This is a genomic window from Chitinophaga nivalis (assembly GCF_025989125.1).
In the GTDB taxonomy this organism is placed as follows: Bacteria; Bacteroidota; Bacteroidia; order Chitinophagales; family Chitinophagaceae; genus Chitinophaga; species Chitinophaga nivalis.
On sequence record NZ_JAPDNR010000001.1, the window covers coordinates 4,043,526 to 4,070,255 of the forward strand.

The following is a 26,730-nucleotide window of genomic DNA, read 5'->3' on the forward strand; positions in this document are numbered from 1 at the left end:
TTTCTACCTGAAAATAAAATCCCCCGGGTTTGCAAATAGCAGACCGGGGGATTTTTGTTGGTGATGATGTAGCAAATACTACTGTTGGAATAGAGAAAACAGCTTGTACAAATCGTCTCCCTGCGCAATTTTATTTTTCCATATCCGGGAAAAACTATAAATTAGATATTAATAATTGTCATGCTCATTCATTCCATCATATTTACGCATTTACTCAAAGTAACCAATAACCCGCTTTAAACTCAGCTCGTTACCATTTTACCAGACAGGCCCAGATACATATAACGACCATTAAGGAACATAAGCCCTGCAATACTCTACAAATAGTGTTGTAGCACATTAGTTTACCCTAAAAATCAGCCCTGATGACATACCCTCAACTGACGGCGTTCCCGCGCGCGCTCTATATTGAGCTTACCGACAGATGCAACCTGAATTGCCCTATGTGTCGATCAGCTGGTTTCAAGGGAGATGTATTGCCTTTTGATATGTATGAAGACATCGCCCGGGTTTTATTTCCACATGCCCGATTCATTGATCTCCGCGGATGGGGCGAAAGCACGATCCTGAAAAATTTTGAAGACTACCTCGATGTAGCATTGCAATATGGGAAGCGTATCAAACTTATCAGTAATGGCACGATTAACCGGCCATCGCTCTGGGAAAAACTGGGCAGGGAACGCGTACTGGTAGGCATCTCTTTCGACGCTGCAGATGAAGTAACCTTTGAACGTATCCGGGGTGGCGCTTCTATGAAAAAGGTGCTGCATAATATAGAACTATTGCAAAACGCTTTACTGTCCAATAACCACAGCGTTTCCGACAACCTTTATTTCTGCATTACCGTCAGTGGCGATAATGCCGCGCAGTTGTGTGATATCATAAAACTGGGAATGCAGTTCGGCATTACCCATTTTAAAATGGAACCATTGAAAACAACGGCGGAAGATCCCTCAAATCTTATACATCATACCGCACGTGTTAAACAAGCTATACAAGACCTGAAACACCTGGTGATGGCATATCCGCAGCTAAAAGTAGAATATTCCGCCTCTTTGCTGGAAGAGGAAACCAATGTCAGTAAGGTGAAGAAATTTTGTATCCACCCATTCACCTATTTGTATATCAATTCCAAAGGAGGACTGGGTTTCTGTGATCATCTCAATGGCGTAGCCGAATTTGTTTGGGGCCAGTGGAAAGGAGTGGATGGCTTTAGTGCATTCTGGCACGGAGAAAAAATGAAACTACTCCGGGAAGAGCACCAGCAGGCATTAAGCGGCGGACATATCTCCAGTTGTGTGGATTGTAACTGGTGCTACGAAAGACGCTATGCAGATCTGGAATACCTGATTGAAGACAACTGGGCGAATTACAGTGAAATTGTTACGCAATGACAGATAATACGGTTACCCCCTGGGAAAAACAGTTTTATGATCCGGCCTTGTTCGATGCTGCAGCCGGCGATGCCTATTCCGATGAAGCGGAAGCACTTTATTTTAAGCTGATAGGCAACGTGCCCCGTAAGATCATCGAATTTGGATGTGGCACCGGCAGGGTGATACTGAAACTGGCGGCAGCAGGGCATCTGGTGACAGGAGTAGATATCTCTCCAACAATGCTATCGCATTTAGAACAGAAGATCAGCCACTTTCCACCGGATAAACGAACACGTATCAACACTATCTGTGCTGCCGGCGGAGAGGTGGAACTGCATGACAAATTTCAGATTGTGATGGCCGTAGATGATTTCCTGACGCACTTTTTGCAGGAAGAGGAACTAACCGGCATGCTCCGGCAGATTGCCTCCTGCCTGGAACCGGAAGGTTATTTTATCACGGACCTGCGTATACGGGATGCCGAAAAAATCAGCCGCGCCCAAAAAAAGTATCCCAAGGATATTAATACCTATGGCCTCGTTCATGGCGTGCAGGTGGGGGAAGAGGCCTTTTCTGCGGCAATGAAATATTGGGAAGATTATGATGCAACCTCCAACATTCTTTGCTCTCATCAGATTTTTGATTTTATCCGGCAGGACGGACAGGTAGAAAAAACGGTATATAAAACGCTTCGGCAAAAACTGCTGACACACCGGGAACTTACGGCCATGGCCGAACAGGCGGCATTAAGCCTGCACCGGTTTATTCCGTTTGATGAGAAAGATAATAATGCGGGTATTTATATGTTTCAGCTTAAAGCATACGCGTGAATGAAAATACTTAAAGAGATCATATGGCTTACGCCTGATCTGAGCGGCCTGGGTGGCAGCGAGTACATGGTGACGAGCTTTTGCCGGCTGTTACAGCGGAGCGGCATCCATGTGCATATGATTACCAGTGCCGTACATCCTTCCTGGAAACAGGTACTCGGATTAAATCACGCACCCGGACAGATACACCTGCATGAAGTGGGATCCTTTGAGTGGCGCGACTTTGCGGCGGTCGTTGACCAGATCACGCGCAGTACTTCCATTTCACTGATGCAGGTAATGCCGTTGGAGACTTTCTGCTTTGATATTATCCGGTTCAAAAAATACGATTTCCCGGTATGCGGACTGGAGCCTACAGATCTGAGCGATCAATGCTGGTGGTTACCGGAAAATCTGGCACAGGTGATGCAGCAGCTGGATGGACTACTCGTACTCAATCCACATGCGGAAACCACCGCGAGGAGCCGGCATCATTTTTTAAAACCCATACAACTGATTGCGAATACCGTGATGCATGACCTGTACACCACATCAGATCACACTTATCCGCCTACTACTTTCGGATGTATCAGCAGGCTGTCTGCAGAAAAAGGACTGGAATACCTGCTGGGAGCTATGAGATTGTTGTCAGACAGGCAGCCGTTGTTATCACTCGGCATCTGGGGGGAAGGGGAAGACCGGGAGCGCCTCCTGAACCAGGCGAAGATGCTGGGTATTGAGGAGCAGGTACATTTTCATGGCGCCTTTCATCCTTTCAAAGATTCTTTGGCTATCACGGCCAGCGCAGCTGTTTTTGTACTGCCGTCCTTGTTTGAAGGTTGTCCTGTTTCCCTGCTGGAATTAGCCGGCAGAAAGAAGCCGGTGATCTCCACCGCAACAAGTGGCGGGAAATGGTTGCTGGGAGAAGATTATCCGGGCCTGGTACCCGTGGCGGATACCGGTTCATTGGCACAACGGATGGAAAGGGCTTTTACGGATCATACCTTCCGCGCACAGCTGACCGGTTGTTTACAGGAAAGACTGGATACCTGGTTTAGCAATGCGGTCACCAGTCAACAGCTGATTGCTTTTTACAGCAACATGGTGGCTGCCTATCATAACTGCATACCAGCTGAATGATCATGAAAACGATGATTCTGGAACCTCATTTTGATGATACCGCCTATTCCATGACGGGATGGTTATTGTTGGCAAAGATGCCTGCAGATACTATCACCGTGACTGTTTTTACCAGAAGCACCTTTGCACCCTATGCGGAGGCGACAGGAGTAGAAGCGGTATCCGCTTTGAGATATGCAGAGCACAAGGCATTTTGTCAACAGGCATCGCTGACGGCACACCTGTTGGGATATGAGGAAGCGCCACAAAGAGGATGGGCGATGGAGCATATTTTTGATAACACCCTGGGTGCAGGAACAGAGTGGGAGCTGCAACAACGGATACAACATGATTTCAGATTGCTGCATCAAAGGTTTGCTCCCGATCAGGTGTATGCGCCTTTGGGCATCTGCGGACATATTGATCACCTGCTGGTGCGGGAATGTGCCGCGCAGGTCTTCCCCGGAAAAATCAGTTACTATGAAGACCTGCCTTATGCAGGCGAGATACAGCCGGAAGTATATGACGATTGGATCCATCAGCTGACGCAACAACTCTATCCCCGGTTTAACAGGGATATGTCTTCGTTGGACCAACGTATCGCGTGGCTCCGGAGCTACCGTTCCCAGGTAGCAGAAAAGGATATTGCAGCCGTCCGGCAATACATCCATCGGCATCAGGGAGAAAGATGCTGGTCTGAAAAATCAGGTATATGAGTAAAGAAATCTGTGTAATAACATTCACTGTAGACCGCGTACCCTCGCTCATCCGCTGTATCAACAGTGTGCTACTGCAGGACGCTTCGGTGCGGCATATGGTGTTTTCTGAAAATCAGCCACAGCTGCTCAGGGATGCACGACTGGATTTTTGCCGCAGCACGACGGAATTTTTTCCGTTGGAAGGATTGCCCCACCAGGGCCCTTCTTCGCCCCGTATGGCGATGTTAAGACAGCATGCGCTATCCTTTGTCAGGGAGCCGTATATGTGTTTTCTGGATGATGATAATGAAATGGAGGCGGGGCATCTGAATAGCCTGCTGGCCATCATCAGAGAACAACAGGTAGGTGCGGCGTATTCGTGGAGATCCCTGTTATATGCAGATGGAAAACATTTTGATGGGAGTTCCTATCCCTGGCACAGCGATGAACAGGAAGCCTATAAAAGATGGCAATGGTGTATAGCAGCCGGCGTGATGATGGAAGGACAATCCGTGATGAAAGACGGGCCGGTAGCGGTACCAGATCCCATGCAGCTGGCCACGGTAGATATGAACGAGTGGTTATTTCATACAGCCACGCTCCGGGAAATAGGGCTGGATTTCAGTTTCAGCGAGCAGGATTTACGCAATCGGGTAGGAGAAGATGATAAGCTGTTTGCACGTATCCGTTCCCTGCAATTACCTATTGCCGGTTCTGGCATACCGAGCATCAGGTATTACCTGGGCGGCGTTTCCAATTACCGAATTAATTAACATCTGATGGATTTTCAAATGGAACAACTAGCGATTAACGGCGGCAAACCGGTACGACAGCAGGCCTGGCCTGTATGGCCGGCTTCTACCACAGGTTTGGAAGAAGAGGTGATCCGATGCCTGCGCAGCCGGCGGTGGACCGTGAGTGGATTTTATCAGGATGAGCCATCTTATGAAGAAAAATTTGCCCGGGCCTTTGCGGCCTTTAATAACGTCAGCTATTGTATCCCTACCGCCAATGGCACGTCGGCACTCCTTTGCGGATTACAGGCATTAGGCATTGGTATGGATGATGAAGTGATTGTACCGGGACTTACCTGGGTGGCCTGCGCCGTGGCAGTAGCCAGCCTGAATGCTATACCGGTACTGGTGGATGTAGACGCGGCTACGCTTTGTATAGATCCGGAGAAAGTAGAGCAGGCCATCACCGCACGCACCAAAGCCATCATGGTGGTACATCTGTACAGCGCTGTAGCAGATATGCATGCCTTACTGCGCATCAGCGAAAAATACGGGATTCCCATTATTGAAGATTGCGCCCAGGCACATGGCGCTACCTGGGAAGGGAAACGGGTAGGCACGATTGGCGCCGTCGGAACGTTCAGTATGCAGCAGGGTAAAATACTCACCTCCGGTGAAGGGGGCGCTGTGATTACCAACAATCAGGTACTGGCAGAAAAAATATACAGCATCCGCACAAATGCCCGCAAAAAGGTGGCTGTAAGGCCGCTGCCAGGTTATATGGAGCTGGAAGATGCGGGAGATAGCTTCGCCTCCAACTACTGCCTGAGTGAAATAGCCTGCGCTATCCTGTTAAATAAACTGAAAACGCTGGAGGAAGAAAATGAACGCCGAAGCAGCAACAGACGGTTACTCGGACAGTTGCTGGAAACAGTGGAAGGGGTATCTATGATCAGCAGTGCGCCCGGTACCACCAGCATTTCTACGTATCATCTTCCGCTTCGCATAGAGTTGGCTGCATTTGGCAATATCACGATAAAAACATTATGCGAGATGCTCAGTGCAGAACTGGGTATGTGGATCCATCAGCCTTATATCCCCCTGAATAAACATCCCTTATATGTAACGGACGATCACCGCCTTTCTTTTTATAAAGAAAAACTGGATACAGCAAAGTACCAGCTGCCGGTATGCTGGAAAGTATATCATTCACATTTGTTACTCCATCATGCTATGCTGTTAGGTAATGAAAAGGATATGTACGACATCGTAACAAGCATTCAGAAAATTAAAACTATTGTGGAATGAATACGCTCATCAATACTGATACCCGAACAAGCACCATTGCTTTCCCGTTTGGCAGCACCGAAACAACGATCAGGATCGGTTATATGATGCCGGCAGAGGAACTGAAAGCCATAAAGCACTATTGTGCGGAAGCTATCATTATTGCAGATCAATACGTCAATGACCTGTGGAATAATGAAATATACAACCGCCTCTCTAATATATTGCCGGTACACCTGTATACCGTTAATGCTACGGAGAGCGAAAAAACACTGGCAACGGTGACCACCCTGCTGGAGTCGATCATGTTGACAGAGCCGTCGCGGTGCACGGCCATCATATCGTTTGGCGGAGGACTGACAGGCAATATCGCCGGCGTCATTGCAGGCTTGTTGTTCAGAGGGGTCCGGCTCATACACATACCTACCACGTTGCTGGCGATGTCTGATGCGATTCTTTCTCAAAAACAGGCGGTAAATGGTCCTATATCTAAAAATACCTTTGGCCTGTATCACAAGGCCACACTCAATTTTATTGATATTAAATATTTGTCTACGATCGATCAGCTGCATCTGTACGGAGGCATCATAGAGATCGTAAAAAACTGTCTGACTTTTGATCAGGAGGCTATCGGGAAATTATCTCATCTGCTGGAACTGCCGTTTACGCCTGAAAAACTCCTGCAGCTGGTGGAGCTGGGCATCCGGCAAAAAAGCCGCCTGCTGAAGGCAGACCCTTTTGAAAAGGAGCAGGGCATCGTGCTGGAATATGGACATACCATCGGGCATAGCCTTGAATTAAATATCCGCCATCTCTTTCACGGCCAGGCGGTAGGATTGGGCATGCTGGCCGCTGCCTATATCGCCGGCAGAAGAGGTTGGATCACATCGGATGATATCGGATTGCATGTAGCGCTGTTACGTCTTTGTGAATGTCCGTTGCGTATACCTGACCATACCAGTATTGAAAACGTGATGCAATCTGTAAAATCAGATAATAAAAAAGGGAAGATTCCGCATACTTCGTCTGAAACCCCTATGATATTGCTGGATGGTATCGGAAAGGTAAGAACGAATTACGATAGCTACCTGGTGCCGGTGGCATTGAGCGAAATAACAGCGGCTATAGCTGTGCTGAAAACAGATTATTTCGAGTCAGCCGCCTACGTGAATAGTATCTGATCACTTTTTATAAAGAGATATGGAATACGTCTTAAAGCGTTCAATTACGGCCGGAATGGCTGAAAACGCCCTCAGGAAAGCAAGGGATATGAAACGGCCTTTATTGCTGCCTATTATTGCCACAAAGCCTTGCTTTATTAAAATGGCGAGCCTGATAAACGCCATGCAACGGAGCGATCTGCCTTTTCTGTTGCTGAACAGCAATCAACATTATGATGAGATCCTGACTACGCAGATTGAAGAATTTGGTTATAAAGAACTGATTGGGGTAAACCTGTGTTCAAACGGTCCTGATTTTGGCGACCGGATTATTGCGATGTGTCAGTCGGTAACAGAATTTCTGCAGGTTATGTCGGCATATCCCGGAGCACCTGATATTATCCCGCTGGTATCCGGTGATACCTTTTCCGCCGGTATGTTGCCGCAATTGTTTTATTTCCTGACAGGTGTACGGAGTGTACACATAGAAGCAGGGTTGCGCTCCTATGGACCTGCAAACAAGGAGTTGTGGCTGGAAGACGATTTTCTGCAGCAGACAGCATGGGACTGGACCAGTCATATCAATGATCCTTTCCCGGAAGGGATGGATTCCCGGCTTGCCAGCGTAGCTGCTGAATTGTTGTTTGCACCGGTGGAAAGAAACAGACATAATCTTTTGCGTGAAGGATACCGTGCGGAGAATATCACCATTACCGGATCATTAAGCAGTGATGCCGTGGAGGTGATGCGTAAATATGCCCATAAAGATGATTTTTTAAAACGGTATCCGTTTTTGGCACAAAAGAAATGGCTCCGCGTAGACCTGCATCGGCGGGAAAATATGCAGCCAGACAGGCTGTTGCCGCTACTCCGGGGCATTACCCGCTTAAGCCGGCAGGGCATGAATGTATTGCTGATGAAATCGAATGCGATGATGGCTGCTATTGAACATTTCGAACTCGATGAAGCGTTGGCGTCTGCAGTGAGGGCTGGTGTTAACGTATGTGATTTATGGCCTTCCTATCTGGATGTTGTTTCCTTTATGCTGTCTGAACATTGCCTGGGGCTTTATACCGACAGCGGAGGACTACAGGAGGAAGCTCATATACTGGGTGTTCCCTGTCTGACGATGCGTTATTCTACGGATCGTCCTGAAACTATACTGGATGTCCACAGTAATCTGTTGCTGCCGCCGGTATCGGAGGGGTTTATCTGTAATAACCTCATCCGGGCTTTTGATACCGGGGTTTTCCGGAGGTCTGCAGATAACGTCAATATCTATGGTAGTAAAGTGGCAGAGCGGATGGTGACCTGTCTGGAGCAGTATGTGCCTAAATGTAATGCTGCAAAAAGATTGTTGACCTATTGACAGGGCTTCATAAAGGGGATGTTGTTGCAAGGATTCAGCAAAACAGCGCACATTCCTAAAAACGGATCATGCCCGGTTTTCAACGGGCATGATCCTACATGGGTTTTAATTACTTACGTTTGTTGGTATTTGTTTTAACCTGTCTTAAATCGGGTGTAGGGTTTGTGGATAGATGTATCCTGGCGTTTGATCTGGCAGCTGCCGGTTGCCTATTGTGACTGGTTTTTGTAACGCAATTGTTTACTTTCACTTTAACCGGTCTTCTTACCGGATACTCACACTCAAATCCGGCTGAAATATAGTAAGTTTTGGTAGCCGTAGGTTTGGCTTTAAAATTATTCCCTGTGAATAATAGATTGCCATTTACCGGGGCATCGTACCAACGGATAACCGCCAACGGACGGTTAGGGAAAAAGCCGTTAATGACAACACTATCCCCTTTGCAAATGGTGGTACTATCGAATGACGCACCGGGATATCCGGCAAAACCTCCCATGGTAAATTGTTTCAAAACAGAGTCTGATCTGCAACCGGTAATCGTATCTAAAGCTTGAATGTACAAATTGATGGATACCGGCGCCTGGAAGGTTAAAGCGGGAAGTATAACTTTATTTGAGTTTTTAACGAGGTAAGAGGTATCATAGGGAGCGCCCATAAAAAACAATCCTATTACCCGAACCTTATAGTAATAAGAAGGCTGATGGTTGGTGATGGTAATGACAGGAGATTTACACTGAAATCCCTGTGGCACTGTGTACAATGGATTCGTTGTTTTTTTAACAATAACTTTAATGGCTCTACGTATTTTATTCTCACATACATATCCCAGACCGACATAATAAGTAGTGGTAATAGCCGGACTAACGCGGTAATCCTGACCCGTGAAGAGGAGATTGCCACCCGTAGGCGCATCATACCACCGGTAAATAGCGGGTAATGCGTACTCGGCATGCAGCGTGGTGCTGTCATATTTACAAATAGATACACTATCAGCATTTAAAGTGGGCACAGAGGAATGACCGCCGTAGATGAAGGCTGCGAAGGTGGTATCTGATTGACATCCCGTCTGCAGGTCGGTGGCCTGTACGCCTATATTCGCCTGTACATGGGTTTCAAAATTGATGTCAGGTACAATAAAACTACTGGTATTGGTAACACTGAAAGTGGTGTCGAGTATGAGTCCGGACAGCCCGGTATATTTTACGAAGATGTTATACTTCAAACCAGGTCTGTAATTACTGACAGTGATGGCCGTGTTGCCGCAGGTCATGGCTGCAGGTACTGTATATACAGGGTTTTCCGGAGGAGGTATGATCGTAACGGTTACCTTACTGCGGGTGCTTTTGCAGCCACTGACAGTAGTGGCGGCTGCATAATAACTGGTCGTAGTTGCAGGCGTAACGGTGAAATTATTTCCGGTATACAGCAAGGTGCCACCAGTTAAGGCATTATACCACGAGATAGTAGCGCCGGCTCCGCCGCTGGCCGAGAGTGTAACGGATTTGCCAGGGCATATGGCCGTATCCCTGCTGATTGCCGGTGGATTGGTGGCTGGTTTCTTATAGGCATAATAAAGCCGGAATGAATTTAACAGCCCCAGTAAAGTACTGTTAAGTGAAATTTTTACCCGGTCGAATGTGGCGCCGGGTTTTAATGATATTTCAGCTCTGGTATTGTTATTTAATAACCTGATCGAACCTGATATAGATGTTTGCAGATCATTGTTGGGAATCGTGCCATTAAATGTTTGGGTGGATATACCACCAAACAGATTAACGGATAGTACCGCATTGCTGCTGCCAATACCTATTACTAAAGAGTCGCATCCATTATTGCTAAGATCACTGAAGATAAGCGTTTGTTCAACACTGACGCCAAGCAGGCCGGCAGTAATCGTAAAAGTAGAATAGTCGTCCAGATCGCTGTTGTTGATGGGCGCATCCGGTGCGGTGATGCCACATAGGACACAAAGCCCATTAACCTGATTGGTTTGTTGTGTTGCATAGATATACTGGCTAAATACTTTTCCGGTAATCAGGTTAGTAAGAAAAAAGAGAATAAGGAAAAAGAGGTATTTCCGGGTGATGACATATGGTATCTGTTTCATGGCTGAATGGTTTTAAGGATGTGTGAATAGGAATGTTGTGTCCGGGTTTTGCTGATGATGCGATGGCTAAATCTGTTGGAATTTTTGGCAGGGATTAAATACCTTTTACAGTTGATGGTTGTGGAGTGGTACATAGGATAATAGGTGTATATAGGATGTAAGGATAGGGATGATAGGATAATACTTGTGGCAACTGCTTAAATCTGAATAATCATATCCGGTGGAATCAATGAACTGGCGGTGGATAGCTTAGAGAAATGCACCATGTAAAAGGTAGCAGTTTCTCCGGCCATTGACTGGCCATGATCTTTAAGCCTGATTACGCTGCCGGTAACAGATAGGGGCTGTTTTACTGCCGGAGTCCAATGGGGAATGATAAGGCCCAGGTATTCATATTCCCATCCGGCAGTTTCGGTACCGGCAACACCAATACCAATCATGCTGATCAGGTTACAATCTGCTTTAGTGGTTAATTTTCCCCGGATTTTTAGTTCCAGTCCATTGCCCATGGTTAGATTACCGTATAGCATTCCGCTGCTGTTTTGCCGTATGGTCATGATGCCTTCTCCAAACTTCAGGTCTGCGACAGGCGTTGTCAGGTGTTTACTGTTGATGAACGCCCGATAGATGTAATCACCATTTAAGTTAATGTAAGCCATGTTTAATTGATTTGAGAAGATGATGGATACTAAGCCGGGTATTTATCAGTAAGGATGATAAAACAAGGCCGGTAATGGATAGGCCGATAATCCAATCGTTATTCATATATCGCCAGTTGATCAGGAGCGCCAGGTATGCAGTCAGCTGTATGTACCAGGGGATAAAATATTTTCTGATGAAACAGGTATGGTACATCTGGTAAATGTTATACACCATGATGAGTAGAAAGAGCAGCAGCATCTCCGGCGTATAGGGGATTTTAGCTATGCCAACGGAGCTGAATAGGCTCAGGTAAATACCCCAGCAAACCGGACATTTAGGAAATAAAGCAATAAGCATTGCTGTTACGACGTGGCGGATAGTTTGTTTTATCGCTTTGGAGGTATTTACAGCCGGTAGTTTTTTTATTTTATGCAATAACATCTCCGGGTTTAATATATCCATTTCATTTTTGAAAACATGTACTTTCCGGCCATTGATAGTAATATTTGTAGGGTTAGTGAATAATCTGCCAGGCAGGAGGTATTTACCCGCTTTTTTTTCCCGCCAGCAGGGTAATTGATGTTGTTGGAGCAGAACAGTCCTGATGATTTGTCGTATGGCTGATCGGCTTTGCCCCGTTGCATTTCCCCAGTTGATCGTAATTTGTAGGTTGTTCATGTGGCATTTATTTAGATAGTTTAATCGAAAAGGATCGGAATGATGCATTATCCAGGCTGCACATGGTTTCCATAATACCTTGCTCAAAAGGACGATTAAACGGATAGCCCATCTCCCGGATATCCGGATAGGTATCTTTGGCGCCGCAATAGCTCATAGATCCGCAACAGTTTTCGGTACCGCTGTAGTCCTTGTTCCAATCTGTAAGCAGCACCATCATATAATAAGGCATTCCTTCCGCCGAACCACGTGGATACAAAAGATTATATGGCAATCCGCAATCGCAGAATGATAAGTCATACACTCTGCGGAATGCATGCATAATGGATTCGGTAAGTTGAGGTTCATACTCGTCTATACTGTCGTGTAGGAAGTGGATGAATGATTCAATGAATTTTGTGATGGCCAGGAATGCGTTATCTGGCTTGCCGATGGTTAATTCGTGTTGTGTTTGATGATATGCCGCATTAATGGCAGAGAGCATATCGGGAGAGGTGCTTAAGTTTAATTGATTGATTTCTTCCCAAACAATGGTAAGAATTTTGAAGTATTTGGTGAGAATGCTGATTAAATTGGATTGATAGATAGGAATATCGGCAGCTGATGTATGGACAGATGTTTTATAAAGGAGATAATAATCAAGCAGATTGGGATGCGCGTCTGCATTATGGTTGAAGGAATCCGTGGAGGCGATTAACTGCTCAAGTGCATCTAAAAAGTGGGTAACACCACCTGCCAGCATTTCTTCCATATCGACAATGGATAAAGGTTTATAGCCAATGTTTTCTATGTCCGGATTGATGACTGCTGGTTTTCTGATAATAGAAGAATCGATGTCCCGTCTGCAGACTACATTTCTTGAATTACCTGGCATTTCATAGGTGAATTTATCAAATTCAATCCACATGCTTCTATCCTCCGCAAAAGCTTTGGGTACCATGAACATCCTGATGGTTACCTTGGAGATGACGGGTGACAGGTTTTGTATCCGAAGGTAATAGCAGTATTGTTCATGATTCAGGTAGGGGTAGGGGATACGATAGGAGCTTGCTGCAGCTGGCAGATCTGATATCGTAATAAAACCTGTTGACATTTTCGTGTTTATCGTGGATAAGGTATTCAGCCGGATACTACTTTTAGTAGCCGGATTATCTATCATAATGAAGGAATCAGAATAGTCCTTATTCCAGTGCTCATGACCGAAACATTTTTCTCCTATTTCCGCTAATGACATGCCCAGTTGCAGGCCTATGGAAGATAGCTCTTTCAAATCGCAGATAATGATATCCGGAGACCAGTCATACCCTTTCCTGATTAATACATTGGGGCTATCAGAAAAATCAATTGGTTTTTGCGTATTCTGCCAGGAAATACTTAAATTATTGATGTGTCTGTGCCAGCGATAGAATAGGGGATCTCTTACTGCAGTGGCGGTGGCGCTCATTACGCCCCAGGGCGCCGGGGTGCCGGGTGCATTGGCGATGAGGTTATGACCCAGATTATGAATGTTCCCATAATATTCATGAATATCCCTGAATGATTCCACTTGTGTATGGAGAGACTCTATGATTAATCCGATTAAATCGGCGGTTAACTTTATTTTTTTAGTATCTGTTTTGATGTATCCATTGAGCATCGCTTCGGCTATTTTCTGCATGTATATTCTATGCTGTGCAACACTATATGTGATCGTGCCATCCTGATTGGTTAATGGTTGTACGGTCCAATCCTTTTCTCTTTTGCTGTATTGAATATCACCAAATAACTGTACAAGCCCTCCGGGATCATATCCAACATCTATGGCAGTACTAAAATCGTAGGGAGTTACCTTGTTGAGTCCGCAGGACAGCCTGTGTGCTTCATAGTGTGCGAGTAATTGCTGGTGCATATAGATGAATAACTCGCCATGCCTTTCTTTTTCTTTATATCGTACATTTCCTTTTTGATCTGTTTCCGGTACTCCTCCATTGGGATAAACAACATGCCAGTGTTCATGATGCTCATTCAATAAAGGATCTTCCCGAAAATAGTTAAGCAGGTTTTCTTCGGGGCTGGAGCAACCGCCGGTAGCATAACTGTTTTTTTCAGTAACATCGCTGTCGGCTACCATCAAAACTTTGTAGCACTGGGAGGGTATTACTTTATGGGGGTCTCTTTGTATAATCCCGGGGATGGTGCCGCCGAGATTCTTTTTTGCTAACTTATTATGCGTGATGAACACCATAAACGCATATTTTTTTATTTCGGTATTATGATCTGAATCATTATAGTATTGAATCGCCTGGTCAATAGCCTCTTTGGCTGTTTTGTTTTTGTCATTGGCTATATTATATAGGGTTGTGATGATTTCTTTGGCGATTGTCTGGTGTTCGTTGCTGAATGCTGAAAAATTTTCATTGCTGGTAGCGTTTGATGGTGTGGCAACGTTCGCGTGTTGGATGCCCGGTAGTATTATCTGATGTGGTACCGTAGTGTTGTTTACCGGGATCAAAGATTTGGAAAAATTATTCCAGATGGCTTGTCGAATTTCATTAATGTCCGGCATAGGATTATGGATTAGGTGAATAGTAAGTATTTGACGCTATACATACCATGTAGACTTACATGTGTACAGGTTGCTATTAAACATAGTTGCCTGGATGTTTAATACAGTTGAATGGTGCGATATGTGTAATGCCTGTTTTTTGTTGGGTGGTAGCTATGTTTAAGATGAAATGTTGTGTTGATAGGTCTTTTAGGTAATGGATCAGGTTTTTGTTTAAATACTCTATAAGGATATTGCTGCAGGGGTAAATTTTTCTTATTTAGAATTTTAAAGGGTTAACGCAGTAATGATAATATGGTATTGTATCATTAATAGTAATGTAAGGCGTAGTAACATGATCGGTTGGGGTAATGGGTATTGGTTATCTTTTTTTCTTACGTTATTAAGTATGATAGTAAAGTTATAAAGTTTGAGCAGAGGATCGATAGCAGTATTAGTTTTTTTTATTTTATTGTTTTAGAAACGATAGTTTTTTTAATAATCATTTTGGGTTTTATTGGCTTTGTAGTGTTGTGCTTGAAGTGAAGATGGTATAAGGGCTTATGGATGATGTTGCTGGTGGGATTAGGTATGTTTATCTGCTATCTGCCTGGATGTTTTTTTGAATTTATTTACGCGTTGCAAACGTGAAGAAATTTATAAACTGATTTGTTGGAAAAATGAATGCACTTGGTTGCGTTACTTTTGAATTGTTTATTGACACCTAAGCACGGAATGAAATCAAACTAATTAATCACAAAATTATAAATCATTATCCTATGAAATTATCTTCTTTTTGGATCAACCATTTAGGTCTCGAAAAATTTGATAAAGGTGGTTATTTAAAGGAAACATACCGGTCATCATTGCCAATACCAATGATGGTACCATTTTCCGGAGAGAGAGCAGCATCTACCGCCATTTATTACTTGTTGGAATTTGGTGACTTTTCCGGATTTCATCGCCTGTTGTCAGATGAAATGTGGCATTATTATGCAGGAGATACACTTTTTATTTATGAATTATTAACGGATGGAAGATTGAAGACGCATCGATTGGGCAAGGATGTTTTATCAGGAGAAGTATTACAACTTGTTATACCTGCAGGTAATTGGTTTGCTGAGCGGGTGGAAACGCCGGATGGATTCAGTCTTTCAGGATGTACTATTGCTCCTGGTTTTGATTATGCGGATGCGGTGATGGGAAACCGAATGGAATTAATAAAGGAATTTCCGCAACATGAGCAACTCATATCATCACTTGCATATTAATATTAAGCAGTAGTGATGTGATTTTTTAGAAAGAACTAGTTGTACGTTGGTGTACATGAGGCAGGCATACCGGTTGCAAGCCGGATATTTTTGAAGATAATAGTGTCGGAACCGATGTAATCGGTTTGAGTATTGTGAGATAAGTATTGTTTGAAGTCGGATGGCATTTTTTTGATGTAAATGTAAATTGATCATAGTTAGTAGCACGCTTTACCCCATCACCCTTAAATCCTATCCTATGTTAGTTGAAGTTAACCCGTTTGAATATACCCGTTCTTTTTTGAGTATTGAGTATAATATCCATGTCGAAGAGCTGACACATCTGATGATGCTCCTGGGATTTCAGGAAAAAAATACCGGATCCGATTTGTTGTACAAGGTATATGAGAGAACAGATAAGGATCCGGCCAATGGAGAGCAATTGGTTTTTTATCAGACTTTTTCAGCCCTGGGAAATGAACTCGCCGGTGTTTATGCAGGCGCCCCGGTTAGTCTGGTGTGTTGTGTAGCAGATATGAATAAAATCCTGCCTGAGTTAGAAAGATGTTTTAATAGCTACGTATGGTTTGATGAATTTGAAGAGGTGAGAAATGCAGCGGATGAATCGATCGTATTAGCTGTTGATAATTGGCTGAAAGTACTCTTTGTTGAAGAGAAAGGAGTGCGGATTAAATCGGATAAAATGACGAATAATGAAGGACTTGACAAGAAGCCTATGTCTGCCATGAAGTATTATTTTGGTAATATACAGTTGCATAGTGGTGGCGTAGTAGAAAAAGTGTTTCAGTATTTATTACAGCAGGTTCATGTATATGAGGTAAGAGATCCGGTCTATGATTTTAAAAATAGAATCATAGCGTCTGTGCTCGATGATACCACCATTTCCGGTATATGTATGTATCATAAATATGGAGAGAATATTTATGATATTACCGGACGGAATATGAATGTATTAGTAATTTACACGCGTAGTGTAATGGATCTTTCTGAGATCCTTATACAAGAAGGATATTCAATTAAAAGGGCTCCCCGGTTGTATTATGAGCTATTGTACCGGAGTGGTAAGATAAGCAGGGACGTACTGGACGAATATGAGAAAATGGGAATTAAATGTAATGGAAAGGAACTGGATGTCCTGTATTTTGACATGGCTTCATTCTGTGGTAATAGGCATTTAATCTGCAGAATTGTGGAAGAAAAAGAAGGACTTGAACTGGTGGATATATTAAGAGATAATATTTTAAGTATCACGGAAATGGTAGCCCGGGAACACTTATAGTAGCAAAAGATCACTATCTGCTTTAATAAATCCATATCCTTCCGGCCTATTAGGTGCAGCATAGCACCGCCGGATCTCATCCGGATCCGGCGGCTGTGCTGCGATTGAATATGGATAAATAAGCCCGCTGTTGTGGTGTGATACAAAGTGGTCGCCTGTTGATTCGCTACAGGTATTTTTGTTGTACGGTGATAATGGTCTCTTCCAGCTGATGATCTTTGCTAGGCTCGCCTATGGCATTGAACTTCCATTCATTGTTTTTCTTATAGAAGGTTCCCAGCACCATAGCCGTATGACCGGAAAAACCAGCGCCTTTGGCAATATTATAACTGGCGAATACTTCGTGTACCCTGGAGGAGGAGCCTTCATAAAGACGGATAGCAGCAAAAGGAATGGTGCCAAAATCATGTCCCTGGAAGCTATTCAGTACGAAGGCGATTTGAGCTACTGCAGGATGCAGTTTCGAAAAGTCGACGGTAATGATTTCGTTATCCAGTCCGTCGTCGCCGTCTATATCACCGGTGAGGTCATCACCACTGTGTACGATGGCGCCATCAGTGGAACGGAGGTTTGCGAAATAGACCACCTCCCGTTTGTGTTTGCTGTTATCGAACAGGATGCAGCTTACATCCAGGTCCACGGCTTCTTTTTCGATGCTGCCAGACAGCCTTTTATGTTCAATGGCGCCCCAGTTTACGCCTACGCAAATGTGCTGAAGCTGGCCACCGTTGCTTTTCCGGAGGGTGATGCGCTGGCCTTTCTGTAAATCAATTGCCATCATGTACTAGTTAAATCTGTTTAGGTATTCCTGCAGCCCACCTTTTGTTCCGATGCCTACCGCTTCAAATTTCCATTCATTATTCTTTTTGTAAATCCTGCCGAATTCGACGGCTGTTTCAATGGAGAAATCTTCCTCCAGTTCATATTTGAGCAGCTCTTTGTTGGTGGCCGTATCAAAAATGCGGATGAAGGAATTGCGTACCTGTCCAAAATTCTGATTCCGGGCTGTGGCATCATGAATGGTAATCACAATGCAGATTTCGCTGGCGTCGCTATCAATCCCCGAAAGGTTTACGAGTAGCTGCTCGTCATCCCCATCCCCATCTCCGGTAAGGTTATCACCTGTATGTATGACTGCTTCATTGGGCGATTTCAGGTTGTTGTAGAACACGAAGTGCTGGTCGGACAACAGTTTTTTGTTTTCACCTAAAATAAATGCGGAAGCATCCAGGTCAAATGCACTTCCGGTAGCGGCGGTATTGGTGTCCCAGCCCAGGCCAATAGTGAATTTTGGGGCATGGATATTTTCTCTTTGTCCTTTGATCAGGTTAATTGACATGATGTATCAGGTTTTAGGTTTAAAATGTTTTTTTGATAAGCTTTTATTTGATGATAATTGTTACTGATGGCGAGGTCCAGTAGTTCCCTGCGTTGCATCGGAGAGATGCTTTGCATGACAAGCGTGAAGTCGGCATCATTCATTAAAAGGATGTATTTGACGACACGGGTGTTAAAATGAAAACTGCGGCCGTACATGATACGGATAATATCCTGTGCTGATTTTACAGCAAAGTAGTTGTAATAATTTTCTATGCGCGGATGAATGGAAGTATTCCTCAGTTCTGCGTAATAGAGAAAAAGGAAAGTCCCGGATACAGCATACTGTTTTAAAATCTTACGCACCGTATGTTCATGACTACCTGTAATTTTTATGTCGTCCAGAAAGAGGCAGAGCTTCCCTGCAAGGAAGTCGCGATCCAGATAATAAGTATCGTGGGCGATCAGGGTTACCCGCTGTGCATAGTTCATGTTGCCATAATCTTCCACATAAGTTTGCATCCGGTGAATTTTACCCTCCTGGCAGGCAGCCTTGCCATTCCGGAATAAGAATCTGTTCAGGTGCTTTTTGAAGAAGGTACAAAGGAAACCGGAAGCAGTGGGTATCGTATGATATGGGCTGGGCAACAGGATGATGCTTTCGTGAGCAAGAACCAGGTTGCTGTATTGCGCAATGAAACCGGCGAATAGTTCCTCTGCAAACTTTTCCGCATAGGCAATATCTCCGAATTTAAACCGGCTATATGCCAATTCCGAAAATGGACAACTGTCTGGGTCATCGATTTTGTAACGGCTGTATCTTGCCTCCATTATCTGTTTTTTATCAGCTTAAAAATGGTGTCTGATGGGGTTGTCTGTTGGACGAAAAGCGTGAGGCGATATTCGTGTGTGAGGTCTATTTAGAACCGGAAGTCCATCTTAATCCCCAGTGGTAGGCTTTATCACAGGCGCCATGGGAGGGGTGGAAGGAGACCAGTTTTCGTACCTCAATAGAATCGGGCGTGAACAGTATTTCTGCTATCGCACAGAAATTATTGAGACTTACCTGATTGCCCATATAGACTTCTATTTCCGTATTGCCAGGTACTTGCACGGTTACGACGGCATTGGTTTCCTGCCACCTCGCAGCACCACCATAGATGAGACAATAAATAACCATACGTTTCAGATCGCGCAATCCTTTGGGATTAACGATGATGTTTTCGCCGGATCCGGCTGCTGCTCCCCGGTCGTCGCCTGTATGCCAGACCCATGGCTCTCCGGTATATCGTCCCTGTCTGGTGTGTCGGTCTCTGGGGCCACCCTGACCTTTAGCGAATTGCAGGCCATCGATGACATTCCTGGTCCCGTTATTCAGTTCATAGAAACAACCCAGGTCCAGGTCAATGTTGCTGGTGGTGCTGAATAAGCCACCGAACAAATTTTTCTTGCTGCCTTTAGACCAGTTCAGGTTGATGTTGATTTCCTGCGTGAGGGTTGCTGTTGCTTTGGAGAGATCGATCACATGTGTATCTCCTTTCTTTTCCAGTGTGATTTTTTGTAAGTTGGTAGCCATCTTTTTTATTTTGTTTTTTGGTGTTAGTATTAAAATCAACGAGAAATGGAAGCTTTTAACCGCTATCTGTTTGGGGCAGTACCTCAACACCGGGGCGACGTATGGGCCAATAATACCAATGCCCGTTGTTGGTAGTTGCTGTAAATTGGTTGTCATGATAGTTCCTCGATAAGTAATTAGGTGATTTGGTATTCAAAAGTAATCGTGAGGAGGCGATCCGTTTTACGGGAAACCGTAAACAGCTAAAACAAGGGAACTTTCAGCGGCAATAGTGATATCGGAGAGAAAAAAATGTGCTTAATCTGTTAAGGCATCTCAGCATGAGCCATTAACCCGTCATCGCAGGGGAGGAAAAGTATAAGGTGCGGCCATACCGGGCATTCAACCCCATGAATAGGGCGTAGGAGGAGGGGGCTATTGTTTGAGCCAATATACACGGAAGAAAATGGCTATGCCTTTAATGTGGCATAGCCTCATTAGTAGCCCATTCCTTACGGCTGATTATAGCGGGCATATACCTGATCGCCTATAAAAAATACAGAGTGTACAGGTGCATTTAGCAGCGAGTAATAAAAACACAGTTCCACCATATCATTCGGACCTATTCTGATAAAAGCCAGTTCTTTTATATAGTCGTTATGTACCTGCAGGGTATCGATGTCATTGTCCTCCGCTGGTTTCAGGTATTCCATATATACTTCAAACATGGCCTGCTGTAAGGTGACGAGGCGATTGCCGATACTATTTATAAAATAAGTGTAGGTGTGGGCATAAGCCTGCAACAGGTCTTCATCCGGCATGGTATTGCCCGGTCCTGGCTCCAGCAGGATCTCCGTTGTGCCCTTACCAAAAAAAGGATGGGAAAAGGTAATGCCCGCCGTGCAGCTGGATGAATCCCGTTGGATATTTCCCCAGAATGGATGTTCCATCAATAATAGTGATTAATGAGTCGGTGCTAAAGATAGCAAATTATTGTTCCTTTTGTTTCCTGTGCTGGCTGGGTACAAAGGAGGACGCTGAGCGGCAACATCAGAGAAAAAAGGAATAGTCATCCCTGTAAACAGGAAAAACTTATCCGTATTATTTGGATTATTCCCCGAATAAATATTATCTTAGTATCTAAGATATTTACTAAATAAGATATAAAATGGATAATGAATTGCTCATACAAATCAGGAAACTGAGTCAATTGCACGCCTATACTTCTATTCAGATGCATGAGGCCGTGGCACGAAAGGCGGGGCTTTCAGGAACGGACCATAAGTACTTGGGCTTTTTAATGCAGAAAGGGCAAATGACGGCGGGGGAGCTATCAGCTTTAACAGGGCTCACCACCGGTGCGGTGACCGGGTTAATAGACCGGTTTGAAAAGAAAAAACTGGTGAAAAGACAATTTGCCAAAGATGACAGGCGGAAGGTACTCATCGAACCGAACACGAAAAACATCATGGCACTCTTTGAACCGCTTTATAAGGAGTACCGGAGCCATTCAGAACAGCTGATAGCTTCCTTTTCAGACAAGGAGCTCAAAATCATTGAAGCCTACTTTTTAAAATCAATTGAAATAATGACGGAGGAAACCGGAAAACTCAATCAATAATCCTAAACAGCAGCTACGTATGAAAAAAATAAGTGCCAACATACTTGGTTTTCAGGAAATCGATAAGTCGAAACAGGCTATAGCAGGAGGCAAAGGCGCCCATCTCGGAGAATTATCCAGGATCGCGGGTATACAGGTCCCTGCTGGTTTTTGCGTTACGACAGCAGTCTATCAGCAAATTATCGGGAGTAACGAAACATTTCGCGTACTGCTGGATCAGTTGATCCTGCTACCAATGGATGACCGGAAAGGCATCAGTGAAATAGGTGCGAGGATCCGTAAGACGATTGAAGAGATACCCATTCCGGAAGCGATAGCAGCGGAGATTATCGGATATCTCACGCGATTTGATGAAAATGAGGCGTTTGCGGTGCGGTCCAGCGCTACGGCAGAAGACTTGCCGGCAGCATCATTTGCCGGGCAACAGGATACGTATTTGAATATTATCGGTAAAACGGCGATCCTGCAGCATATCAGCAAATGTTGGGCATCGTTGTATACAGACAGGGCGATCATCTACCGCATGCAAAATGGTTTTAATCATTCACAGGTTTATTTAGCTGTGGTGATTCAGCAAATGATTTTCCCGGAGGCGGCCGGCATTATGTTTACGGCAGATCCGGTAACCGCCAATAGAAAAGTAGTCTCCATTGATGCCAGCTTCGGATTAGGAGAAGCCCTGGTGGCCGGCCTGGTGAATGCAGATCACTATAAAGTACGGCAGGGGGAATTCATTTCGAAGAAGATATCTACCAAGCAACTGGGTATATATGCGGTGAAAGCAGGGGGGACACAACAACAGAAAATAGCAGTAGATCAGCAAAACAAGCCGGCACTGACAGATGCGCAGGTGTTGCAGCTGGCTTCCCTGGGGAGGAAAATCGAAGCCCATTTTGGTAGCCCTCAGGATATCGAATGGTGTTGGATGAACGATACCTGTTATATCGTTCAGAGTCGCCCTGTTACCACGTTATACCCCATCCCTGAAACAAACGATAACGTCCCGCACGTGTATGTATCTGTAGGGCATCAGCAAATGATGACGGATGCCATCAAACCATTGGGGTTGTCTTTCTTTCAATTAATAGCCGTACGGCCTATGTATCACGCGGGTGGAAGGCTGTTTGTGGATGTGGCGCAGGAGTTGTCTACACGAGCAGGCAGCGATAGAATATTAAATGGATTGGGCAAATCAGATCCGCTGATAAAAGATGCGCTCCTCACCTTAATAGAACGGGGAGACTTTATAAAAATGGCGGCAGATGACAAGCAGGACGACGACCTGGGTAAACGGCACCAGGCGATGCTGACTGCCGGTACACAAATCGAAAACGATCCCAATATAGTAGCTGAGTTGATCGCCAATAGTGAAACAGAGATCAACACCTTACAACAAAATATTCAAACGAAATCGGGCACCGCTTTATTTGATTTTATCCGGGAAGATATACAGCGGTTAGGCAAGGAGTTATTCGACCCTAGAAGTCTGGGTGTTATTATAACAGCGATCAATGCTGCCTTCTGGATCAATGACAACATGCAGGAATGGTTAGGTGAAAAAAATGTAGCCGATGTACTGGCGCAATCTGTATCCAACAATGTTACTTCGGAAATGGGACTGGCACTGTTGGATGTAGCCGATGTGATACGCCCTTATCCGGCGGTTATTGCTTACTTGCAACAGATAAAAGAAGATAGTGCTTTAACAGACCTGATTACCTTGGAAGGGGGAGCAGCAGCCAGGGAGGCTATCGATGCCTATCTCAACAAATACGGCATGCGCTGTAGCGGTGAAATCGATATTACGAGAATGCGTTGGTGTGAAAAGCCGGCTACGCTGGTTCCATTGATACTTAGCAATATCAAAAACGTTGCACCGCATGCCGGCAAACGGAAATTTGACGCGGGATTAGCGCAGGCTTTACAAAAAGAAGAAACGTTGCTGGCGCAATTGAAACAATTGCCCGATGGTGCAACCAAAGCCCGTGAAACAAAACAAAAGATAGACCTGATCAGAAATTTAAGTGGTTACCGGGAGTATCCCAAATACGCCAAGATGAAACGCTATTTCATTTACCGGCAGGCATTACTGCGGGAAGCTGCTGCACTTGTAGCGGCTGGCGTCCTGCATAAAAAGGAAGAGATATACTACCTCACTTTTGAAGAGCTATGGGAAGTAGTACGTACACAGGAGGTAGATGAACAGTTGATCGGTCAACGAAAAGAAGCGTACCAGCTATATGAAAAACTGATGCCACCACGGGTACTCACCTCTGATGGAGAAATCATCCGGGGCACCTACAAACGGGAAAATATACCGGCCGATGCCCTGGTAGGACTGGCTGTTTCTTCCGGACAGATAGAAGGGCGCGCCCGTGTTATTTTAAATATGGAAGAGGCGGATCTGGAAGCAGGAGATATCCTGGTTACCGCTTTTACAGATCCCAGCTGGACGCCTTTATTTGTATCCATCAAGGGACTGGTGACCGAAGTAGGTGGACTAATGACCCATGGTGCTGTCATTGCGCGGGAGTATGGGATTGCAGCAGTCGTTGGCGTAGAGCAGGCGACAAAGCGGATTAAAGACGGACAACGCATCCGCGTGAACGGCACCGATGGATATATAGAGATGCTATAAAATGTGGAGCTGCGATTTGATAGTGTAATACAAATACATCAGTAGCCGCAAAACCGCCTGCATCGCGTGATGCAGGCGGTTTTTTTGTGATTGGTATTATTCATTTCCGGACATTGATAGCGCAATGACCGAATATCACATACCGCAAAACCCACCTGTAGCAGGGTTTTGCGGTATATACGCTGGCGTTTCAGCTTATTGGCAGAAAGGAATACCTGCGTAGCCGTTGGCGGTACTGTTCACCCCTTTGAAGGTATTGGTGAGGATATCGTAACGGGCATAGGAGTTACCTCTGAAGATATACAACTGCGGTGTAGGATAGTGCCAGGTATCTACGTAAGTGCCATCGAAGGTGCTGAAAGGCACACCTGCATAGCCGGCGGAGATGCTGTTCACCCCCTTGAAGGTATTGGTGAGGATATCGTAACGCGCATATTGTGTACCGCTGAACAGATACAGTTGTGGCGTAGGATAGTGCCAGGTATCTACATAGGCAGCATCAATGGAGCTGAAAGGTACGCCTGCATAACCTGCAGCAATCGTGTTCACACCCTTGAAGGTATTGGTCTGAATATCATAGCGGGCATATTGGTTGCCGCTGAAGATATACAGCTGTGGTGTGGCATAATGCCAGGTGTCTACATACGCAGCATCAAAAGAGCTGAAAGGTACGCCTGCATAGCCTGCAGCAAGACTATTCACCCCTTTGTAGGTATTGGTGAGCACATCATAGCGGGCATACTGATTGCCGTGTGTAATGTAGAGCTGTGGTGTAGGGTAATGCCACGTGTCTACATAGGGAGCACTGAAACAGGCGCCGGCAGCTTTGGTACTAACTTTTGCCGACACGGTGTTGGTGGTTGCTTCAATGGGTTGATCTGTCAGATTGCTTTTCTGGCAAGACTGATGCACAAATGTCAGGGATCCGGCAAGGATCAGTAACAACAATTTTTTCATACGGAAGAAATTTGGGTTTTAAAAGGATCAAAGAACGCTCTACAGGATCGTTAAATGTTGGGTTGATTGGGCTGCGCGTGGTTTGCAGCCTGGTTAACTAATGATGTTTTTGTACCGCGAAACTATTCAAAAAATAAAAACACGTGTAAAAGAAAATAGGACTGGATAAGCAACAGTATTTGCGCCGGTCATAACGTATATGCCTATACTAAAATGTTAAATTTCGCACAGGATAAGCCTTTGCATGTGTATTTACACCTTCGCTGCAAAAATAGGTGAGTGGCTAATATGTGTGGTGGCTTGTGGGGTATTTAAAATAAGTGCTGTAGCGGATTTGGTGTGTTGGCTGGAGATGGAAAAGTGTCCTTGATACAGCAAATTTTGGCTGGAAAAGTTGAAGATAACACCGGCTGCTTGCTTACAAAAAAGAATAAAAATACCAACAATATAACCCGGTAAATTTCAAGCATGAATACTTGATGGTAACATGCAGTATGGAAATATTCGCCGGGATCATCCATGGAAGTTTGTTTGGCAAAACGAAACCGGTGTTATGGTCAATGTCAGATTTGGGATAGTTGCTTGGTCATGAGTGTTTCTTCAAAACCAACCCCATAGTGTACCATCATAAGGTCTTTTATCTTTTGCCAGCCATTCTTGTAATAGAATGCCAGTCCTTCCGGCGAGGCTGCCAATTGCAGCGTTGTTATTCCGTTACGGTAGGCATGGTTTTCCAAATGGGCCATTAACTGTTTGCCAATACCCTGATTGACATGTTGTACATGCGTATAAAAACCTACTACAAAATCGCCATCCAATGCTACGGTGCCAATGATCTGGCCTGCTCTTTCGGCGCAAAATACCGTCTGGGTAGCTATCTTTTCGATCATGACTTCTACTGAATAATACCTGATAAAGATATTCCATTGCTCGTCGCTGTAATGTGGCTTCAATATTTTTAGTGCATTCTCGCAAATTAAATCACTTAATGCTTTGGCATCCGAAAGCTGTGCTGCTCTGATATGGATCGTTGACATGTGAAAACTTTTTCTGAATGAGTATATGGGTCCGTATCTTAAACCCGGTTGTTACTTGTTCCTTATTCGCTGCCTGAAAGAAACGGCAACAGGGCATTATTTAAGACAGGATAAAAATAGGAAGAGTTTTATTGTTATCAAATCAAATAGGGATGAATGGAGGATAAAGGGGAAAGGTCTTATCTATTTTGAGTGACAGAAAATGGTGGGGTGCAGCCGGCTTTGGAAATAAAAAAGCAATGATGGCGTATGCAAAAATATCGTGAACTTTTGCCGTGCTCTTTGTTATGCCTATCTGGCGCAAGACGTTTGTATTGTGGCGTATTGTACCTTATTTTATGAAATAGCTATACAGATAGCTGTATGATGTGTAAATGGTTTCAAAGGAATAAAGTCCGGATAATTTCATTTTGGGGATGTTGTTTTTATAGCTATATTAGTTGTAGTGAAAATCCTGATGTATAACCACTTGATTAGTTTGATAATTGTTTTACCCGATATTCCACTTTAGTTATGAAAAATTCCTTCTAGTTAATTGCCACATTTACCCTT

24 protein-coding genes are annotated in these 26,730 nt (G+C 44.6%); 13 read left to right on the forward strand and 11 right to left on the reverse strand.

Annotation, left to right across the window (positions count from 1 at the left end; genetic code table 11):
• The first annotated feature begins 29 nt into the window (after nucleotides 1–29).
• From OL444_RS16050 to OL444_RS16090, 9 genes are all read left to right on the forward strand, one after another.
• On the forward strand, nucleotides 30–230 hold the full coding sequence (locus tag OL444_RS16050) for a hypothetical protein (RefSeq protein ID WP_264731632.1): 201 nt from the start codon (nucleotides 30–32) through the stop codon (nucleotides 228–230).
• Between the two features lie 135 nt (nucleotides 231–365).
• The gene (locus OL444_RS16055) at nucleotides 366–1,394 is read left to right on the forward strand and encodes a radical SAM protein (protein WP_264731630.1); all 1,029 of its coding nucleotides are present in this window, start codon (nucleotides 366–368) and stop codon (nucleotides 1,392–1,394) included.
• Nucleotides 1,391–2,206 (forward strand): class I SAM-dependent methyltransferase, encoded by an 816-nt coding sequence (locus OL444_RS16060; RefSeq protein WP_264731628.1) that lies wholly within the window; start codon nucleotides 1,391–1,393, stop codon nucleotides 2,204–2,206. The genes OL444_RS16055 and OL444_RS16060 overlap by 4 nt, the downstream gene beginning before the upstream one ends.
• Nucleotides 2,207–3,325, forward strand: coding sequence for a glycosyltransferase family 4 protein (locus OL444_RS16065; RefSeq protein WP_264731626.1), 1,119 nt, complete (start codon nucleotides 2,207–2,209; stop codon nucleotides 3,323–3,325).
• Between the two features lie 2 nt (nucleotides 3,326–3,327).
• Nucleotides 3,328–4,020: a PIG-L deacetylase family protein gene (locus OL444_RS16070; protein ID WP_264731624.1), complete on the forward strand. Its 693-nt coding sequence runs from the start codon at nucleotides 3,328–3,330 to the stop codon at nucleotides 4,018–4,020.
• Nucleotides 4,017–4,775 carry a glycosyltransferase family A protein gene (locus OL444_RS16075; RefSeq protein WP_264731621.1) on the forward strand — a complete coding sequence of 253 codons (759 nt, stop codon included), beginning with the start codon at nucleotides 4,017–4,019 and terminating at the stop codon, nucleotides 4,773–4,775. Before OL444_RS16070 ends, OL444_RS16075 begins: the two co-directional genes overlap by 4 nt.
• A gap of 6 nt (nucleotides 4,776–4,781) precedes the next feature.
• On the forward strand, nucleotides 4,782–6,044 hold the full coding sequence (locus OL444_RS16080) for a DegT/DnrJ/EryC1/StrS family aminotransferase (RefSeq protein ID WP_264731619.1): 1,263 nt from the start codon (nucleotides 4,782–4,784) through the stop codon (nucleotides 6,042–6,044).
• Nucleotides 6,041–7,204, forward strand: a complete 1,164-nt coding sequence (locus OL444_RS16085) for a 3-dehydroquinate synthase family protein (RefSeq protein ID WP_264731618.1) — start codon at nucleotides 6,041–6,043, stop codon at nucleotides 7,202–7,204. Before OL444_RS16080 ends, OL444_RS16085 begins: the two co-directional genes overlap by 4 nt.
• 88 nt (nucleotides 7,205–7,292) lie before the next feature.
• Complete coding sequence (locus OL444_RS16090; RefSeq protein ID WP_264731616.1) at nucleotides 7,293–8,552, forward strand: UDP-N-acetylglucosamine 2-epimerase; 1,260 nt, start codon at nucleotides 7,293–7,295, stop codon at nucleotides 8,550–8,552.
• Between the two features lie 109 nt (nucleotides 8,553–8,661).
• Here the strand turns inward: OL444_RS16090 and OL444_RS16095 are convergent, their stop codons facing one another.
• The 4 genes from OL444_RS16095 to OL444_RS16110 form a co-directional block, all read right to left on the reverse strand.
• Nucleotides 8,662–10,659 carry an immunoglobulin domain-containing protein gene (locus OL444_RS16095; RefSeq protein WP_264731613.1) on the reverse strand — a complete coding sequence of 666 codons (1,998 nt, stop codon included), beginning with the start codon at nucleotides 10,657–10,659 and terminating at the stop codon, nucleotides 8,662–8,664.
• A gap of 197 nt (nucleotides 10,660–10,856) precedes the next feature.
• Nucleotides 10,857–11,318, reverse strand: a complete 462-nt coding sequence (locus tag OL444_RS16100) for a hypothetical protein (protein ID WP_264731611.1) — start codon at nucleotides 11,316–11,318, stop codon at nucleotides 10,857–10,859.
• A complete protein-coding gene (locus OL444_RS16105; RefSeq protein ID WP_264731609.1) occupies nucleotides 11,305–11,979 on the reverse strand; it encodes a hypothetical protein in 675 nt (224 codons plus the stop codon). Before OL444_RS16105 ends, OL444_RS16100 begins: the two co-directional genes overlap by 14 nt.
• 7 nt (nucleotides 11,980–11,986) lie before the next feature.
• The gene (locus OL444_RS16110) at nucleotides 11,987–14,524 is read right to left on the reverse strand and encodes a tyrosinase family protein (protein WP_264731607.1); all 2,538 of its coding nucleotides are present in this window, start codon (nucleotides 14,522–14,524) and stop codon (nucleotides 11,987–11,989) included.
• Nucleotides 14,525–15,282: 758 nt separating this feature from the next.
• Between OL444_RS16110 and OL444_RS16115 the strand changes: the two genes are divergently transcribed.
• Entirely contained in the window at nucleotides 15,283–15,774 is a 492-nt protein-coding gene (locus tag OL444_RS16115; protein ID WP_264731605.1) for a cupin domain-containing protein, read from the forward strand.
• 238 nt (nucleotides 15,775–16,012) lie between these two features.
• Nucleotides 16,013–17,053: a hypothetical protein gene (locus tag OL444_RS16120; protein ID WP_264731603.1), complete on the forward strand. Its 1,041-nt coding sequence runs from the start codon at nucleotides 16,013–16,015 to the stop codon at nucleotides 17,051–17,053.
• A 166-nt stretch (nucleotides 17,054–17,219) separates the two neighbouring features.
• Here OL444_RS16120 and OL444_RS16125 read toward each other — a convergent pair whose 3' ends face one another.
• The 5 genes from OL444_RS16125 to OL444_RS16145 form a co-directional block, all read right to left on the reverse strand.
• Nucleotides 17,220–17,834: a TerD family protein gene (locus OL444_RS16125; RefSeq protein ID WP_264731601.1), complete on the reverse strand. Its 615-nt coding sequence runs from the start codon at nucleotides 17,832–17,834 to the stop codon at nucleotides 17,220–17,222.
• Between the two features lie 3 nt (nucleotides 17,835–17,837).
• Entirely contained in the window at nucleotides 17,838–18,392 is a 555-nt protein-coding gene (locus OL444_RS16130) for a TerD family protein (RefSeq protein ID WP_264731599.1), read from the reverse strand.
• Nucleotides 18,377–19,201, reverse strand: coding sequence for a phosphoribosyltransferase family protein (locus tag OL444_RS16135; RefSeq protein WP_264731597.1), 825 nt, complete (start codon nucleotides 19,199–19,201; stop codon nucleotides 18,377–18,379). The genes OL444_RS16130 and OL444_RS16135 overlap by 16 nt, the downstream gene beginning before the upstream one ends.
• Nucleotides 19,202–19,286: 85 nt before the next feature.
• The gene (locus OL444_RS16140; protein WP_264731595.1) at nucleotides 19,287–19,946 is read right to left on the reverse strand and encodes a hypothetical protein; all 660 of its coding nucleotides are present in this window, start codon (nucleotides 19,944–19,946) and stop codon (nucleotides 19,287–19,289) included.
• Between the two features lie 491 nt (nucleotides 19,947–20,437).
• Nucleotides 20,438–20,875: a hypothetical protein gene (locus OL444_RS16145; protein ID WP_264731593.1), complete on the reverse strand. Its 438-nt coding sequence runs from the start codon at nucleotides 20,873–20,875 to the stop codon at nucleotides 20,438–20,440.
• Between the two features lie 218 nt (nucleotides 20,876–21,093).
• Here OL444_RS16145 and OL444_RS16150 point away from each other — a divergent pair, with 218 nt between their 5' ends.
• Nucleotides 21,094–21,546, forward strand: coding sequence for a MarR family winged helix-turn-helix transcriptional regulator (locus tag OL444_RS16150; RefSeq protein WP_264731591.1), 453 nt, complete (start codon nucleotides 21,094–21,096; stop codon nucleotides 21,544–21,546).
• Nucleotides 21,547–21,565: 19 nt separating this feature from the next.
• Entirely contained in the window at nucleotides 21,566–24,184 is a 2,619-nt protein-coding gene (gene ppsA, locus OL444_RS16155) for a phosphoenolpyruvate synthase (RefSeq protein WP_264731589.1), read from the forward strand.
• Between the two features lie 195 nt (nucleotides 24,185–24,379).
• On the opposite strand, the gene OL444_RS16160 is transcribed toward ppsA, so the two are convergent.
• Nucleotides 24,380–25,141: a hypothetical protein gene (locus OL444_RS16160; protein WP_264731587.1), complete on the reverse strand. Its 762-nt coding sequence runs from the start codon at nucleotides 25,139–25,141 to the stop codon at nucleotides 24,380–24,382.
• A gap of 563 nt (nucleotides 25,142–25,704) precedes the next feature.
• Complete coding sequence (locus OL444_RS16165; RefSeq protein ID WP_264731585.1) at nucleotides 25,705–26,178, reverse strand: GNAT family N-acetyltransferase; 474 nt, start codon at nucleotides 26,176–26,178, stop codon at nucleotides 25,705–25,707.
• Nucleotides 26,179–26,730: the final 552 nt, after the last annotated feature.

Bases quoted from the DNA above. Each gene is read 5' to 3' on its own strand.
- OL444_RS16055 (WP_264731630.1), top strand. From the start codon at position 366: ATGACATACCCTCAACTGACGGCGTTCCCGCGCGCGCTCTATATTGAG.
- OL444_RS16060 (WP_264731628.1), top strand. From the start codon at position 1,391: ATGACAGATAATACGGTTACCCCCTGGGAAAAACAGTTTTATGATCCG.
- OL444_RS16065 (WP_264731626.1), top strand. From the start codon at position 2,207: ATGAAAATACTTAAAGAGATCATATGGCTTACGCCTGATCTGAGCGGC.
- OL444_RS16070 (WP_264731624.1), top strand. From the start codon at position 3,328: ATGAAAACGATGATTCTGGAACCTCATTTTGATGATACCGCCTATTCC.
- OL444_RS16075 (WP_264731621.1), top strand. From the start codon at position 4,017: ATGAGTAAAGAAATCTGTGTAATAACATTCACTGTAGACCGCGTACCC.
- OL444_RS16080 (WP_264731619.1), top strand. From the start codon at position 4,782: ATGGATTTTCAAATGGAACAACTAGCGATTAACGGCGGCAAACCGGTA.
- OL444_RS16085 (WP_264731618.1), top strand. From the start codon at position 6,041: ATGAATACGCTCATCAATACTGATACCCGAACAAGCACCATTGCTTTC.
- OL444_RS16090 (WP_264731616.1), top strand. From the start codon at position 7,293: ATGAAACGGCCTTTATTGCTGCCTATTATTGCCACAAAGCCTTGCTTT.
- OL444_RS16095 (WP_264731613.1), bottom strand. From the start codon at position 10,659: ATGAAACAGATACCATATGTCATCACCCGGAAATACCTCTTTTTCCTT.
- OL444_RS16100 (WP_264731611.1), bottom strand. From the start codon at position 11,318: ATGGCTTACATTAACTTAAATGGTGATTACATCTATCGGGCGTTCATC.
- OL444_RS16105 (WP_264731609.1), bottom strand. From the start codon at position 11,979: ATGAACAACCTACAAATTACGATCAACTGGGGAAATGCAACGGGGCAA.
- OL444_RS16110 (WP_264731607.1), bottom strand. From the start codon at position 14,524: ATGCCGGACATTAATGAAATTCGACAAGCCATCTGGAATAATTTTTCC.
- OL444_RS16115 (WP_264731605.1), top strand. From the start codon at position 15,283: ATGAAATTATCTTCTTTTTGGATCAACCATTTAGGTCTCGAAAAATTT.
- OL444_RS16120 (WP_264731603.1), top strand. From the start codon at position 16,013: ATGTTAGTTGAAGTTAACCCGTTTGAATATACCCGTTCTTTTTTGAGT.
- OL444_RS16125 (WP_264731601.1), bottom strand. From the start codon at position 17,834: ATGATGGCAATTGATTTACAGAAAGGCCAGCGCATCACCCTCCGGAAA.
- OL444_RS16130 (WP_264731599.1), bottom strand. From the start codon at position 18,392: ATGTCAATTAACCTGATCAAAGGACAAAGAGAAAATATCCATGCCCCA.
- OL444_RS16135 (WP_264731597.1), bottom strand. From the start codon at position 19,201: ATGGAGGCAAGATACAGCCGTTACAAAATCGATGACCCAGACAGTTGT.
- OL444_RS16140 (WP_264731595.1), bottom strand. From the start codon at position 19,946: ATGGCTACCAACTTACAAAAAATCACACTGGAAAAGAAAGGAGATACA.
- OL444_RS16145 (WP_264731593.1), bottom strand. From the start codon at position 20,875: ATGGAACATCCATTCTGGGGAAATATCCAACGGGATTCATCCAGCTGC.
- OL444_RS16150 (WP_264731591.1), top strand. From the start codon at position 21,094: ATGGATAATGAATTGCTCATACAAATCAGGAAACTGAGTCAATTGCAC.
- ppsA (WP_264731589.1), top strand. From the start codon at position 21,566: ATGAAAAAAATAAGTGCCAACATACTTGGTTTTCAGGAAATCGATAAG.
- OL444_RS16160 (WP_264731587.1), bottom strand. From the start codon at position 25,141: ATGAAAAAATTGTTGTTACTGATCCTTGCCGGATCCCTGACATTTGTG.
- OL444_RS16165 (WP_264731585.1), bottom strand. From the start codon at position 26,178: ATGTCAACGATCCATATCAGAGCAGCACAGCTTTCGGATGCCAAAGCA.